The 12,553-nt window shown below is 57.8% G+C and carries 17 protein-coding genes; 10 read left to right on the top strand and 7 right to left on the bottom strand.

The window, feature by feature from the left end; genetic code table 11:
* The first annotated feature begins 132 nt into the window (after window positions 1-132).
* Window positions 133-447, top strand: coding sequence for a BON domain-containing protein (locus JS46_RS00670; RefSeq protein WP_033746762.1), 315 nt, complete (start codon window positions 133-135; stop codon window positions 445-447).
* 44 nt (window positions 448-491) lie between these two features.
* Here the strand turns inward: JS46_RS00670 and ompW are convergent, their stop codons facing one another.
* Window positions 492-1,124 carry an outer membrane protein OmpW gene (ompW, locus tag JS46_RS00665; protein WP_033746760.1) on the bottom strand — a complete coding sequence of 211 codons (633 nt, stop codon included), beginning with the start codon at window positions 1,122-1,124 and terminating at the stop codon, window positions 492-494.
* Between the two features lie 253 nt (window positions 1,125-1,377).
* Here ompW and JS46_RS00660 point away from each other — a divergent pair, with 253 nt between their 5' ends.
* The 4 genes from JS46_RS00660 (at window position 1,378) to yciA (ending at window position 3,643) form a co-directional block, all read left to right on the top strand.
* On the top strand, window positions 1,378-1,794 hold the full coding sequence (locus tag JS46_RS00660; protein WP_033746758.1) for a YkgJ family cysteine cluster protein: 417 nt from the start codon (window positions 1,378-1,380) through the stop codon (window positions 1,792-1,794).
* Between the two features lie 27 nt (window positions 1,795-1,821).
* Window positions 1,822-2,556 carry a YciC family protein gene (locus JS46_RS00655; RefSeq protein ID WP_033746755.1) on the top strand — a complete coding sequence of 245 codons (735 nt, stop codon included), beginning with the start codon at window positions 1,822-1,824 and terminating at the stop codon, window positions 2,554-2,556.
* A gap of 59 nt (window positions 2,557-2,615) precedes the next feature.
* The gene (locus JS46_RS00650; protein ID WP_033746753.1) at window positions 2,616-3,155 is read left to right on the top strand and encodes a septation protein A; all 540 of its coding nucleotides are present in this window, start codon (window positions 2,616-2,618) and stop codon (window positions 3,153-3,155) included.
* A gap of 65 nt (window positions 3,156-3,220) precedes the next feature.
* Complete coding sequence (gene yciA / locus JS46_RS00645; protein WP_033746751.1) at window positions 3,221-3,643, top strand: acyl-CoA thioester hydrolase YciA; 423 nt, start codon at window positions 3,221-3,223, stop codon at window positions 3,641-3,643.
* Window positions 3,644-3,671: 28 nt separating this feature from the next.
* On the opposite strand, the gene tonB is transcribed toward yciA, so the two are convergent.
* Entirely contained in the window at window positions 3,672-4,415 is a 744-nt protein-coding gene (gene tonB / locus JS46_RS00640; RefSeq protein WP_033746750.1) for a TonB system transport protein TonB, read from the bottom strand.
* Window positions 4,416-4,616: 201 nt separating this feature from the next.
* Between tonB and JS46_RS00635 the strand changes: the two genes are divergently transcribed.
* The 3 genes from JS46_RS00635 (at window position 4,617) to JS46_RS00630 (ending at window position 6,337) form a co-directional block, all read left to right on the top strand.
* On the top strand, window positions 4,617-4,913 hold the full coding sequence (locus JS46_RS00635) for a YciI family protein (protein WP_033746748.1): 297 nt from the start codon (window positions 4,617-4,619) through the stop codon (window positions 4,911-4,913).
* Between the two features lie 79 nt (window positions 4,914-4,992).
* On the top strand, window positions 4,993-5,166 hold the full coding sequence (locus JS46_RS24410) for a hypothetical protein (protein ID WP_187143638.1): 174 nt from the start codon (window positions 4,993-4,995) through the stop codon (window positions 5,164-5,166).
* A gap of 103 nt (window positions 5,167-5,269) precedes the next feature.
* The gene (locus JS46_RS00630; RefSeq protein WP_051905530.1) at window positions 5,270-6,337 is read left to right on the top strand and encodes an acyltransferase; all 1,068 of its coding nucleotides are present in this window, start codon (window positions 5,270-5,272) and stop codon (window positions 6,335-6,337) included.
* Window positions 6,338-6,365: 28 nt separating this feature from the next.
* Here JS46_RS00630 and JS46_RS24000 read toward each other — a convergent pair whose 3' ends face one another.
* Window positions 6,366-6,539, bottom strand: coding sequence for a YciY family protein (locus JS46_RS24000; protein ID WP_096073261.1), 174 nt, complete (start codon window positions 6,537-6,539; stop codon window positions 6,366-6,368).
* A 160-nt stretch (window positions 6,540-6,699) separates the two neighbouring features.
* Between JS46_RS24000 and cls the strand changes: the two genes are divergently transcribed.
* Both cls and JS46_RS00620 read left to right on the top strand, forming a co-directional pair.
* The gene (cls, locus tag JS46_RS00625; RefSeq protein ID WP_033746746.1) at window positions 6,700-8,160 is read left to right on the top strand and encodes a cardiolipin synthase; all 1,461 of its coding nucleotides are present in this window, start codon (window positions 6,700-6,702) and stop codon (window positions 8,158-8,160) included.
* A 45-nt stretch (window positions 8,161-8,205) separates the two neighbouring features.
* The gene (locus JS46_RS00620; RefSeq protein ID WP_033746744.1) at window positions 8,206-8,529 is read left to right on the top strand and encodes an HI1450 family dsDNA-mimic protein; all 324 of its coding nucleotides are present in this window, start codon (window positions 8,206-8,208) and stop codon (window positions 8,527-8,529) included.
* A gap of 69 nt (window positions 8,530-8,598) precedes the next feature.
* Here the strand turns inward: JS46_RS00620 and oppF are convergent, their stop codons facing one another.
* The 4 genes from oppF to oppB are packed head-to-tail and all read right to left on the bottom strand — an operon-like array spanning window position 8,599 to window position 12,465.
* Window positions 8,599-9,600: a murein tripeptide/oligopeptide ABC transporter ATP binding protein OppF gene (oppF, locus tag JS46_RS00615; RefSeq protein ID WP_033746742.1), complete on the bottom strand. Its 1,002-nt coding sequence runs from the start codon at window positions 9,598-9,600 to the stop codon at window positions 8,599-8,601.
* The gene (locus JS46_RS00610; protein WP_033746740.1) at window positions 9,597-10,610 is read right to left on the bottom strand and encodes an ABC transporter ATP-binding protein; all 1,014 of its coding nucleotides are present in this window, start codon (window positions 10,608-10,610) and stop codon (window positions 9,597-9,599) included. Before JS46_RS00610 ends, oppF begins: the two co-directional genes overlap by 4 nt.
* An 11-nt stretch (window positions 10,611-10,621) precedes the next feature.
* Window positions 10,622-11,530, bottom strand: coding sequence for an oligopeptide ABC transporter permease OppC (gene oppC, locus JS46_RS00605; protein ID WP_033746738.1), 909 nt, complete (start codon window positions 11,528-11,530; stop codon window positions 10,622-10,624).
* A 14-nt stretch (window positions 11,531-11,544) separates the two neighbouring features.
* On the bottom strand, window positions 11,545-12,465 hold the full coding sequence (gene oppB / locus JS46_RS00600; protein ID WP_033746736.1) for an oligopeptide ABC transporter permease OppB: 921 nt from the start codon (window positions 12,463-12,465) through the stop codon (window positions 11,545-11,547).
* Between the last annotated feature and the right edge of the window lie 88 nt (window positions 12,466-12,553).

The following is a 12,553-nucleotide window of genomic DNA, read 5'->3' as shown; positions in this document are numbered from 1 at the left end:
TCTGCGCTGAGGGAGCATGATTTTTCACTCTTTTTTACATCCCAACGTTGCCGCTTTCGCTTTTCCCGCCCACACTTGTTTTGCGCGCCGTTATGGTAACGGCGCATCTTGTTTGAGACAGGGAGAGAAGCAATGAAACTGTTTAAAGTCCTTGCAGGCGCGCTGGTCGCCGTGGTTGTTGCGCTGACGCTGAGCGCCTGTGCGCCGACGGCGAAGCAGGAAGGCACCGGCGGTTATATCGACGACACGGTGATCACCACCAAAGTCAAAGCACAGCTGCTGAATGACGATGAACTCAAATCACGCGAGATTAACGTTGAAACCTTTAAGGGCCGCGTGCAGCTAAGCGGTTTCGTCAGCTCGCCGCAGATGGCCAGCCGTGCGGTAGAAGTGACCCGTACCGTGAAAGGCGTGAAGTCTGTTGTGAACAACATGCAGATTAAATAACGCAGAAAAGCAAAAGGCCGCGAGCGATTCGCGGCCTTTTTTTATCAGAAGCGGTAGCCTGCACCGAAGAAGAAGACAAAAGGATCGATGCGCGTATCGATATTCTGCTGCTTGCCGCCCGCCTTAAACTTCACTTCCGTATCAATATCCATATACCAGAGCGAGGCGTTCAGCATCCAGTCGCGGTTAATCTGGTAGTCGAGACCGACCTGTCCCGCCACGCCCCAGGAATCTTTCACGCTAAGGTCGCTCAGCCCTGCATCACGGCCGGTCTGATTAAAGTCCGTGTCGAAAAAAGTGGTGTAGTTGATGCCCACGCCGACGTAGGGGCGCACTTTGCTCTGGCTGTCGAAGAAGTAATATTGCGCCATCAGAGTCGGCGGCAGCTGACGCACCGTCGCCAGCGTGCCGGTTGCGCCCAGGCCCACCTTATGGCGGAACGGCGTCGCCGCGAGGAGCTCGACGCCGATGTTGTCTGTCGCCATATAAGTAAAGGTCAGGCCGAGCTGGGTATTGTTGCTGACGTCAAAGCCGCCCATGCCCAGTACGTTATCGGAACCTTCGGTAGGACGCACCGTCGCGCTGCCGGCGCGCATAAAGAAATCGCCTGCCTCATGAGCCAGTGCCAGCTGCGGTAGAGCCATTGCCAGTAAGAAAGCGCATTTTGCCAATTTCATGATCACTCCTTTGCACAAGATAAACGGGGGAAATTATGGTGTGACGTTGTGGGCAACGTTCTAGCGGGATTTTGCAAAAAATGCATCCGAATCAATCACGAAAAACCATATAAAAAGGAAGGGTTTGATTTAGATCAATTTTAACCCCGCAGGCTTGCCTGAAATTTCGCTTGAAGAAATTCAGCGGCGTGATTATTTTGCTTTTTTCCCGTGTTGATTTTGGTTCGATGCCTCAGGAGTGGCGGGCGATCAAATGAGCGATAATCTAAACCCTTGCATGACCTGCGGCGCCTGCTGCGCCCATTTCCGCGTCTCGTTTTACTGGGCTGAAGCCGATGACGCCGGCGGCGCGGTCCCGGTCGAGCTCACCGAGCCGTTAAGCCTGCTGATGCGCAATATGCGCGGCACCAACACGCGCGAACCGCGCTGCGTGGCGCTGCAGGGCGAGCCGGGCGGCTGTACCTCCTGCGGCATCTATGCGCAGCGCCCCTCGCCCTGTCGCGAATTCGCCATGTCGGGCGAAAACGGCATTTATAACGAAGCCTGCGACCGCGCCCGCGCCCGCTATGGCCTGCCGCCTCTTTTTCACCCTTCTTTACCTTCCATGACAGAAAGTTATCGCGCTGCGGGTGCCAGCGCCGGGCCAGACCATGTACAATCGCCGGGTTAATCAACCCGGTTCCACCAAGGAGAGTACATGTCTATCACGGCAAGCTCGTTATACCGTGACACAGGAAATTTTTTCCGCCACCAGCTTCTGACCATCGTGCTGATGTCGTTACTGACGGCCTTTATCACGGTCATTCTGGTGCACGCCTTTACCCCAGGCGGCGATCAGCTGGCTCAGCTTCAGCAGGGCGATAGCAGCGCCTCTTCGCTGTTTGAACTGGTGCAAAATATGTCGCCTGAGCAGCAGCGCATTTTGCTGCGCGCCTCTGCGGCCGGCACCTTCTCCGCGCTGATCGGCAATACGCTGCTGCTGGGCGGCATGCTCTGCCTGATCCCGATGGTCTCCGCTGGACAGCGCGTCAGCGCACTGCGCGCTATCGGCGCCTCCGCCCCGCTGCTGCCGAAGCTGCTGCTGCAGACGTTCCTGATTACCCTGGTGGTGCAGCTGGGCTTTATGGTGCTGATGGTGCCTGGCATTATTCTGGCGATTCTGCTGTCGCTCTCCCCGGTGATCCTGGCGAGTGAAAAAAGCGGCATTTTCGCCGCAATGCGCGCCAGCTCCCGTCTGGCATGGAAAAACGTCAGGCTGATCGCGCCGGCGATTATTCTCTGGCTGCTGGCGAAAATGGCGCTGCTGTTCGCCTCTTCCTCGTTGACGGCGCTGCCGGATAACGTGCTGGCCATCGCTATCACCGCTATCGGCAACCTGATCTCCGCCCTGCTGGTTATCTACCTTTTCCGGCTCTATATGCTGGTTCGTTAAGCGCGCTGCGCCCTGTGGGGCGCGCGGCTTTGTGTTGTTTTCGCTGAACTGGAATGACTATGAAGCAGTTACTCGATTTCCTTCCCTTAGTGGTCTTCTTTATTTTCTATAAGCTTTACGACATTTTCGTCGCGTCGGGCGCGCTGATCGTCGCCACCGGCCTTGCGCTGGTGGTGAGCTGGGTGCTCTACCGCAAGCTGGAAAAAATGACCATTTTCACCTTCGCCCTGGTGGCGATCTTCGGCACCCTGACGCTGGTTTTCCATAACGATGAGTTTATTAAATGGAAAGTCACGGTGATCTACAGCCTGTTCGCGCTGGCGCTGCTCTACAGCCAGTTTTTTATGGCGCAGCCGCTGATCAAAAGCCTGCTGGGCAAAGAGATCCAGCTGCCGGAAAGCAGCTGGCGCCGCCTGAATGTCGCCTGGGCGATCTTTTTCCTCGCATGCGGCCTGGCGAATATTTACGTCGCGTTTTGGTTGCCTGAAGCCTTTTGGGTTAACTTTAAAGTATTCGGTCTGACCGCGCTTACCCTGCTGTTTACCCTGATTAGCGGACTCTACATCTGGCGACAGATGCCGCAACAAGAAGAAAAATAAAAACGGCCTGGTCAGAACGGGGCTTACGGGCGCAGCGCGCCTTCACCTGCATAAGAAGTCGAGCAATGGGCGAAAGACATAAGTTGCCGCAAGGCGAAATGGTGTTACGTACCCTGGCGATGCCGGCGGATACCAACGCCAATGGCGATATCTTCGGCGGCTGGCTGATGTCGCAGATGGATATGGGCGGCGCCATTCTGGCGAAAGAGATTGCGGAAGGACGCGTGGTAACGGTGCGCGTCGACGGCATGTCGTTTCTCAAGCCGGTCGCGGTGGGCGATGTGGTGAGCTGCCACGCGCGCTGCATCCGCACTGGCAACAGCTCTATGACCATCAATGTCGAAGTGTGGATCAAGAAGGTCTCATCGGAACCTATCGGCCAGACCTACTGCGCCACCGAAGCGGTGTTTATCTATGTCGCCGTGGATAATGAGGGCAAATCGCGCCCGCTGCCGCCGGGACGCGCAAACCTCGAAGCGGCGGAGTAGCGAAAAAGCGGTCAGACGACCGCTTTTTTTATTCGATGCTGGAGCCGCCGTTGATTTTAAAGACGATCGTCATCTTCAGGTTTTTGCCGGGACGGCCTGGCTGATAGCGCCACTGTTTCATCGCCTGTTTCACCTCGCGTTCGAACATGTTGCGCGGCTGCGCGGAGAGAATAGCGATATTTTCCACGCGCCCGTCGTCGCCGACGTCAAACTGTACCTGCACGCGCCCCTCAATACGCAGCGCCTGCGCGCGTGCAGGATACCCCGGTTTCGACACGCTGAGCGCCTTCGGCCCCTGCGAGGTCGACTGCGATGGCGAAGGCGACGGCGTCGATTTCGGGGCAGTGGTCGGTTTCGTCTGGGTGGCCGGCGCGTCCTGCCTGAACGGATTCTCCTGCGGCTTCGCCTCCTGGCGCGGTTTCACCTCACGCTTGTGCTCTACCTTAGGTTTCGGTTTGGGCTTTGGCTTGGGTTTAGGCTGCGGCACCGGAATTGGCACCGGCTCGGCCTTAGGCGGTTCCGGCACAGGCTGCGGCTCTGGAACCGGCTCAGGCTGCGGTTCGGGCTGCGGCTGCTGGACTACAGGCGCAGGTTCAGGCTGCACTTCCGGCGCGACCAGGCTGACGCTAATCGGCTGCGAGACCTTAGGAACGTTGATTACCTGATGAAACGAGGCATAGAGAATGCCGGCGATAACTGAACCGTGCAGGACAACAGAGAGCAGCACGGAAACAGGCGTACGTTTTAAAATGGGCATCGTCAACGTGGTCATAACAGTCGCAGTAAGAGAATGAAGCCACGATTTTAAATGCAAATAGCAATCAGTTTCAATAACTGCTGAAAAATGGTCAGATATTGCCGTTTTTTAACCTGACCTGCTGCCCCTTATGCATTACGCCATCTTTCGTTTGCACTCTTATTTACGATCCCTTACCGTGTTGCGAAAATATGATGAGCCAATGGGGGCTTTCAAGTGCTGTACATCATCTACGCCGAAGATAACGCTGATTCTCTGGAAAAACGCACCTCGGTGCGCCCTGCCCATCTGGCGCGCCTGCAGCTGCTGCAGGATGAAGGCCGTCTGATCGTCGCCGGACCGATGCCGGCTGTTGACAGCAACGATCCTGGCGTCGCCGGTTTTACCGGTTCAGCGATTATCGCGGAGTTCAGCTCGCAGGAAGCTGCGCAAGCCTGGGCAGAGGCCGATCCCTACATTGCGGCCGGCGTTTACAAAAACGTCGCGGTAAAACCCTTTAAACGCGTCTTCTGATCCTCCGACCGATGTTGTCACGATGGCTTCCGCGTCCGCGCCGAAGCCATTTTTATTTCTTTCGCATGGAGTGAACGCGATGCAATGGCTGGTGATTGCGCTGCTGGCGCTGGCCCTCGGGTTGATCGTCAAGGCGCTGCTGATCTGGCGGCGTGACGGCTGGAAACAGAAAAAACAGCTTATCGTAATGCTGATTGTAATCGCCGCGGCGGCACAGCTGGTAAATGTGGTGCTGGTCAGTCGACTGTATTGAGGCAAACGTTAAACTTTCGTAAAGAATATGCCTGCCCGACATTAAGAATTTTCTCAATAACCGTTATACTGCGCCTCTTTTAGCACTCTGGCGCGGATTTGTTATGGAAAATAAACAGATTAATTCTGTTCAGGCACTGCGTGGCATCGCTGCGCTTGCTGTTTTGGCCTTTCACTATCGCTACACCATTAATATGCAATTTCCCGGCGCGGGCGATCGCCTGTTTGGCTGGGGCGCTATCGGGGTCGATCTTTTCTTTGCCCTAAGCGGTTTCGTTATCACGCTTTCCGTTGCGCGAATGTCTACTGGCCCAAAGGCGGCCTGGCACTTTATTCAGCGTCGCCTGCTGCGTTTATTGCCCGCTTATTATTTTCTGCTGTTGCTCAGCTTCGCGCTGGGCGGCGGCATGAGTCTTTTACACTATCAGGACAAACTCGATAATCTGATTAGCGCCCTGACATTTACCACGGTAAGCGCCGATAATGGCCCTTTTTACGTTGATGATTCCGGGCTGTACGGCATTCGCTGGACATTGAATTATGAGATCTGGTTCTATCTGCTGATGGCGTGCAGCCTGTTGCTGCGACACCGCTGGATAATGCTCGCCGCTTTGCTAATAGCATCGCTGATTCTGTTCCCGTTATTCCAGGGACAAGCGATATCGCTTGAGACGCAGGGTTACGCCTTTCGCCACGGTATGCTTAACCTGATCACGAACCCAATTATCTGGGAATTTGCCGCCGGGGTGGCGGTGGGACTCGCCTGGCCAGTACTGCTGCGCTTGCCGACGCTGGTTCGTCGGCTACTGTTAACTGGCATTCTGCTCTGGACGATCTGGCATATTGTAGAGCGGTCCCATGTCGCGCACGGACTCACTTACTCCGGCGGAATAGTCAGCCTGTTGCTGATGGCGGTAGCGATCAATGACGATCTGCTGGCTAAACTGACGCCGCGCGTGTTGATTTGGCTTGGCGATATCTCCTATTCGCTCTACCTGATCCATAACGTCATTATGCGCATGGTAGACAAGAGGATCCCTGTGCATGGCGTTATGCAGTTTCTTGTGGCGCTGGCCATCTCATTGTTTGTCGCCTGGCTGTCGCAGCGCTATATCGAACCGCTGGGATATCGACTTTTTGCTGCTCGATCCGCACGGGTGAAAGCCGCCTAAAAGAAAGCCGCCCTTGCGGCGGCTTTTCTCAGGTATTCTGCGTGATAAACAGTATCGAACGGCGCTGCTGCTGCGCCAGCTGATGGCGAATCGCATGGATTCGGCTGTAGCGACGCGACTGGCCTTCCAGCCAGCGGGCGCGACGGCGATGCGCCTGCCGCAACATTCTCCAGCGCGCTACTTCATTTCTGCTTTTTCTCATCACCTTCTCTCCTGCTTCGACATCACGCGGCCGCATTATAAAGATCTCCACGCTAATGCCAACTCGGATCTCTTATCGATCCCGGCGGCGATTGGGGGTTTCGTTGTGGTCTGTCAGCACGTAAACTTCTCTGACCAAGCGCGAACGGGATGTCCACTTAATGACCACCTTTTATACTCTAATCAGTTGGTTGCTGCTGTTTGGCTACTGGTTGCTGATTGCCGGCGTCACGCTACGTATTTTGATGAAGCGCCGTACGGTTACTTCCGCCATGGCCTGGCTGTTGATTATCTATATCCTTCCACTGGTGGGTATTATCGCTTACCTCTCTTTCGGCGAGCTTCATCTGGGCAAGCGCCGCGCGGAGCGCGCGCGCACCATGTGGCCCGCCACCGCAAAATGGCTGAGCGATCTGAGACAGCGCAGCCATATTTTCGCTACCGAACACAGCGACGTGGCGCGCTCGCTGTTCCAGCTCTGCGAGAATCGCCAGGGCATCGCCGGCGTTAAAGGCAATCAGCTGCAGCTGCTTACCAGTTCAGACGACGTGATGCAGGCGCTTATCCGTGATATCCAGCTGGCGCGCCACAATATTGAGATGGTGTTCTATATCTGGCATCCCGGTGGGCTGGCGGACGAGGTGGCCGAATCTCTGATGGCGGCGTCGCGGCGCGGCGTGCACTGCCGTCTGATGCTCGACTCGGCGGGCAGCGTGACTTTTTTCCGCAGTCCCTGGGCTGGCATGATGCGCAATGCCGGCATTGACGTGGTGGAGGCGCTGCAGGTCAGTCTGCTGCGCGTGTTTTTGCGCCGTATGGACCTGCGCCAGCACCGCAAAGTGGTGTTGATCGATAACTATATCGCCTATACCGGCAGCATGAATCTGGTGGACCCGCGCTACTTCAAGCAGGACGCGGGCGTCGGACAGTGGGTAGACCTGATGGCGCGTATGGAAGGCCCGGTCGCCACCACCATGGGCATCGTCTACAGCTGCGACTGGGAGATTGAAACCGGCAAGCGTATTCTGCCGCCGCCGCCCGACGGCAATATTATGCCATTCGAACGCGAAAGCGGCCATACGGTGCAGGTAATCGCCTCTGGGCCAGGCTTCCCGGAGGATATGATCCATCAGGCGCTGCTGACCGCCGTCTATTCGGCGCGCGAGCAGCTGATTATGACCACGCCCTACTTTGTGCCGAGCGACGATCTGCTGCACGCCATCTGCACGGCGGCGCTGCGCGGCGTCGAGGTAAGCATTATCGTGCCGCGCCATAACGATTCGCTGCTGGTGGGCTGGGCGAGCCGCGCCTTTTTCAGCGAGCTGCTGGAAGCGGGCGTCAGGATCTATCAGTTTGAGGATGGTTTGCTGCACACCAAGAGCGTGCTGGTGGACGGCCAGCTCAGCCTGGTCGGCACGGTGAATCTCGACATGCGCAGCCTGTGGCTCAACTTTGAAATTACGCTGGTGGTAGACGACGCCGGCTTCGGCAGCGATCTGGCTTGCGTGCAGGACGACTATATCGCACGCTCCCGTTTGCTGGACGGGAAACGATGGTCAAAACGTGCCTGGTGGCAGCGCATCGTTGAACGACTGTTTTACTTCTTTAGTCCTTTACTGTAAAACGAGCGGAAATTGCAACGCGCCTCAAGGCAGACAGGATCGATCATGGATTTAAATAATCGCCTTACCGAAGACGAAACGCTGGAACAGGCCTACGACATTTTTCTTGAACTGGCAGGCGACAACCTCGATCCGGCGGATATTATTCTTTTCAACCTCCAGTTCGAAGAGCGCGGCGGCGCAGAGCTGTTCGATCCCTCGGAAGACTGGAAGGAGCACGTCGATTTCGATCTTAACCCGGACTTCTTCTCTGAAGTGGTGATTGGGCTGGGCGAAGCGGACGGCGAGCCGATTACCGACGTGTTCGCGCGCGTGCTGCTGTGCCGCGAAAAAGACCACAAGCTGTGTCATATTCTCTGGCGCGAATAAGCGATCTGAGCCGCTTGCGGGCTTGATCAATACTCTGAAGAACGCCGGGCGACTGCCCGGCGTTTTTTATTACAGCGGATCCACCTTCAGGCAGGAGACCGCATGGCGGAAACTCCCCTCCAGCAGCGGCCGCGTTTTCGCGCACTCCGGGCCGGCGATCGGACAGCGGGTGCGGAACACGCAGCCTGACGGCGGGTTGATCGGCGACGGCAGCTCCCCTTCCAGCAGCTGGATCTGCTTGTTCTTCTCCAGATCCGGATCGGGGATCGGCACCGCCGACATCAGCGCCCGCGTGTAGGGATGCTGCGGGTTGTTGTAGACCGCATCGTAGGTGCCCAGCTCGACGGCGTGGCCAAGATACATCACCAGCACGCGGTCGGAAATGTGTTTCACCACCGCCAGATCGTGCGCGATAAAGATCAGCGACAGCCCCATCTCACGCTGCAGCTGCTGCAGCAGATTCACCACCTGCGCCTGAATCGAGACGTCAAGCGCCGAGACCGGCTCATCGCAGATAATCAGCTTCGGCTCGAGGATCAGCGCGCGCGCGATGCCGATACGCTGACACTGGCCGCCCGAGAACTCATGAGGATAGCGGTTGATCAGGTTCGGCAGCAGGCCCACTTTCATCATCATGTTTTTGACGCGGTCTTTCACTTCCTGACGCGGCATTTTCGGATGATAGGTGCGCAGCGGCTCGGCGATAATATCGCCGATGGTCATGCGCGGGTTAAGCGAGGCCAGCGGATCCTGGAAAATCATCTGGATATCGCTGCGCGCCTTGCGCCACTCCTCTTCGCTCTGCCCAAGCAGATCGCGACCCAGCCAGGCGACGCGTCCGTCGGTAGCCTTCACCAGGCCGATGATAGCGCGCGCCAGCGTCGATTTGCCGCAGCCGGACTCGCCGACCACGCCTAAGGTTTCGCCCTCGTAGAGGCGCAGGCTGACGCCGTCCACCGCCTTGAGCGATTTCGGCGGCTGCCAGAACCACTGGCGACCATCTTTAATGTCGAAATGCACCTTGAGATCGGCGATTTCCAGCAGCACTTTTTTCTCAGCGACGGTACTCATACTAACTCCTCCACCGGCTTAAAGCAGGCGCGCAGGCGCCCTTCGCCAAACGGCAGCAGCGGCGGCGCCTGGGTGCAGATCGGCATCGCATGCGGACAGCGCGGCTGAAACGGGCAGCCCTGCGGCAGACGCAGCAGGTTGGGCGGGTTGCCGGGAATGGTGGTCAGGCTTTCGCCCTCGGCGTCCAGGCGCGGCACCGCGCTCAGCAGCCCGATCGAATAGGGATGCGCCGGCTGGTAGAAGACGTCGCGCGCGCGGCCATATTCCATGGTGCGGCCGGCATACATCACCAGCACCTTGTCGCAGATGCCCGCTACCACGCCCAGATCGTGAGTGATCATGATGATTGCGGTATTGAACTCGCGCTTCAGCTCATTCAGCAGCGTCATGATCTGCGCCTGAACGGTGACGTCGAGCGCCGTGGTCGGTTCGTCAGCGATCAGCAGCTTAGGCCGGCAGAGCAGCGCCATGGCGATCATCACGCGCTGGCGCATACCGCCGGAAAACTCATGCGGGAACATCTTCATGCGCTTGCGCGCTTCCGGCATTTTCACCGCGTCGAGCATGCGTACCGACTCTTCGAACGCCTGCGCGCCGCTCAGCCTCTTGTGCAGCTTCAGCACTTCCATCAGCTGGTCGCCGACGCGCATATAGGGATTAAGCGAGGTCATCGGATCCTGGAAAATCATCGCTATCTGCTCGGCGCGCAGCTTGTTCAGCGCCTTCTCCGGCAGGTTGAGGATCTCTTTGCCGTTGAACAGCGCCGTGCCGCCGATGCGGCCGTTCTTCGCCAGCAGCCCCATCAGGGCGAACGCCGTCTGCGACTTGCCGGAACCTGACTCGCCGACGATGCCCAGGGTTTCGCCGGCGCGCAGCGAGAAATTCAGGTCGTTAACCGCCGTCACGTCGCCATCATGCGTCTGGAAGGTGACGCGCAGATCTTTGACTTCCAGTAACAGGTCGCTTCCCGCGCGGGCGGCCATCGCCGGCTGAAATTCATGAATAGTCATCGGGAAACTCCTTAGCGATCTTTCGGGTCGAGGGCGTCACGCAAACCATCGCCGATAAAGTTGAAACAGAACAGCGTCACCACCAGAAAACCGGCCGGGAACAGCAGCAGCCACGGCGACACCTCCATCGAGTTGGCGCCGTCGCTCAGCAGCGCGCCCCAGCTACTCAGCGGCTCTTGTGTGCCGAGGCCAAGGAAGCTCAGAAAGGATTCGAACAGGATCATGCTCGGCACCAGCAGCGAGGCGTAAACCACCACCACGCCCAGCACGTTCGGCACAATATGACGCAGTACGATGCTGGCGGTAGAGACGCCGCCGACGTGCGCCGCTTCGATAAACTCTTTACGCTTCAGCCCCAGCGTCTGCCCGCGCACGATACGCGCCATGTCGAGCCAGGAGACCATGCCGATAGCGGCGAAGATCAGCAGGATATTGCGGCCAAAAAAGGTCACCAGCAGGATCACGAAGAACATAAACGGGAAGGAGTTCAGGATCTCCAGGATACGCATCATCACCGAGTCGGTTTTGCCGCCGAGATAGCCGGCGATCGAGCCGTAAAGTGTGCCGACAATCACCGCGATCAGCGCCGACGCGATGCCCACCATTAGCGAGATGCGTCCGCCGATGGCGACGCGCACCAGCAGATCGCGCCCGGAGGAGTCGGTACCGAACCAGTGGCCGGACGTGGTGTCCGGCGCGGCGGACATCATGCCCCAGTCGGTATCGTCATAGCTAAACTGCGCGAACATCGGGGCGAAAATAACAAATAGCGTAATCAGCACCAGCACCAGCAGGCTGATCAGCGCCGCACGGTTATGGATAAACCGGCGACGCGCATCCTGCCACAGGCTGCGCCCTTCTACCTCCAGCTTTTCGCTGAAGGCGTCGAGAGCTTCGCTGTTTTTCTTACTCAACATCATCGCGAGCTCCAGATTTAGTAACGGATTTTCGGATCGATCACGGCGTAGAGCACGTCGACAATCGCGTTGAAAATAATAGTCAGAACCCCGACCAGGATGGTCAGGCTCATCACCAGCGAGTAGTCACGGTTCAGCGCGCCGTTAACGAACAGCTGGCCGATGCCGGGCAGGCCGTAAATCGACTCGATCACCATTGAACCGGTGATGATGCCGACAAACGCCGGGCCGAGATAGGAGAGCACCGGCAGCAGCGCGGGCTTGAGCGCATGGCGCAGCACGATGCGGCGCAGCGGCAGTCCCTTGGCGCGCGCGGTGCGGATGAAGTTGGAGTGCATCACCTCAATCATCGAGCCGCGGGTAATACGCGCGATGCTGGCGATATAGGCCAGCGACAGCGCCACCATCGGCAGCACCATATAGCGCAGCTGCCCGCCGTTCCAGCCGCCGCCCGGCAGCCATTTCAGGGTGATGGCGAAGAGCAGCACCAGCAGCGGTGCCACCACGAAGCTGGGTATCACCACGCCGGTCATGGCGACCCCCATCACCGCATAATCCCACAGGCTGTTCTGCTTGAGCGCCGCAATGACGCCCGCCGTCACGCCGAGGATCACCGCCAGCACGAAGGCCGCCAGACCCAGTTTGGCGGACACCGGGAACGCATGGCCGACCAGATAGTTAACCGTGTAATCTTTATATTTAAACGAAGGGCCGAAGTCGCCGTGCGCCAGCTGGATCAGGTAATCCAGATACTGTTTGCCGATGGGATCGTTCAGATGGTACTTCGCTTCGATGTTCGCCATCACTTCCGGCGCCAGCGTGCGCTCGCCGGTAAAAGGACTGCCGGGCGCAAGGCGCATCATAAAGAATGAGATCGTGATCAGCACGAAAAGCGTGGGGATCGCTTCGAGCAGTCGACGCAGGATAAATTTTAACATTGCCGTACCTACCAGGCTTATTGCTTCACAAAGCGTACAAAGTACATAAAGGCGGCGCACAGCGCGCCGCCCTTGCCGATAGCCTGTT

It is taken from the genome of Pantoea sp. NGS-ED-1003, from assembly GCF_000738765.1.
In the GTDB taxonomy this organism is placed as follows: Bacteria; Pseudomonadota; Gammaproteobacteria; order Enterobacterales; family Enterobacteriaceae; genus Pantoea; species Pantoea septica.
Note: the sequence above shows the minus strand (reverse complement) of the source record. Positions and strands in the feature narration are given on the sequence as shown.

Excerpts from the sequence above, each read along its gene's own strand:
- JS46_RS00670 (WP_033746762.1), top strand. The coding sequence starts at position 133 with ATGAAACTGTTTAAAGTCCTTGCAGGCGCGCTGGTCGCCGTGGTTGTT.
- ompW (WP_033746760.1), bottom strand. The coding sequence starts at position 1,124 with ATGAAATTGGCAAAATGCGCTTTCTTACTGGCAATGGCTCTACCGCAG.
- JS46_RS00660 (WP_033746758.1), top strand. The coding sequence starts at position 1,378 with ATGAGCGATAATCTAAACCCTTGCATGACCTGCGGCGCCTGCTGCGCC.
- JS46_RS00655 (WP_033746755.1), top strand. The coding sequence starts at position 1,822 with ATGTCTATCACGGCAAGCTCGTTATACCGTGACACAGGAAATTTTTTC.
- JS46_RS00650 (WP_033746753.1), top strand. The coding sequence starts at position 2,616 with ATGAAGCAGTTACTCGATTTCCTTCCCTTAGTGGTCTTCTTTATTTTC.
- yciA (WP_033746751.1), top strand. The coding sequence starts at position 3,221 with ATGGGCGAAAGACATAAGTTGCCGCAAGGCGAAATGGTGTTACGTACC.
- tonB (WP_033746750.1), bottom strand. The coding sequence starts at position 4,415 with ATGACCACGTTGACGATGCCCATTTTAAAACGTACGCCTGTTTCCGTG.
- JS46_RS24410 (WP_187143638.1), top strand. The coding sequence starts at position 4,993 with ATGCAATGGCTGGTGATTGCGCTGCTGGCGCTGGCCCTCGGGTTGATC.
- JS46_RS00630 (WP_051905530.1), top strand. The coding sequence starts at position 5,270 with ATGGAAAATAAACAGATTAATTCTGTTCAGGCACTGCGTGGCATCGCT.
- JS46_RS24000 (WP_096073261.1), bottom strand. The coding sequence starts at position 6,539 with ATGAGAAAAAGCAGAAATGAAGTAGCGCGCTGGAGAATGTTGCGGCAG.
- cls (WP_033746746.1), top strand. The coding sequence starts at position 6,700 with ATGACCACCTTTTATACTCTAATCAGTTGGTTGCTGCTGTTTGGCTAC.
- JS46_RS00620 (WP_033746744.1), top strand. The coding sequence starts at position 8,206 with ATGGATTTAAATAATCGCCTTACCGAAGACGAAACGCTGGAACAGGCC.
- oppF (WP_033746742.1), bottom strand. The coding sequence starts at position 9,600 with ATGAGTACCGTCGCTGAGAAAAAAGTGCTGCTGGAAATCGCCGATCTC.
- JS46_RS00610 (WP_033746740.1), bottom strand. The coding sequence starts at position 10,610 with ATGACTATTCATGAATTTCAGCCGGCGATGGCCGCCCGCGCGGGAAGC.
- oppC (WP_033746738.1), bottom strand. The coding sequence starts at position 11,530 with ATGATGTTGAGTAAGAAAAACAGCGAAGCTCTCGACGCCTTCAGCGAA.
- oppB (WP_033746736.1), bottom strand. The coding sequence starts at position 12,465 with ATGTTAAAATTTATCCTGCGTCGACTGCTCGAAGCGATCCCCACGCTT.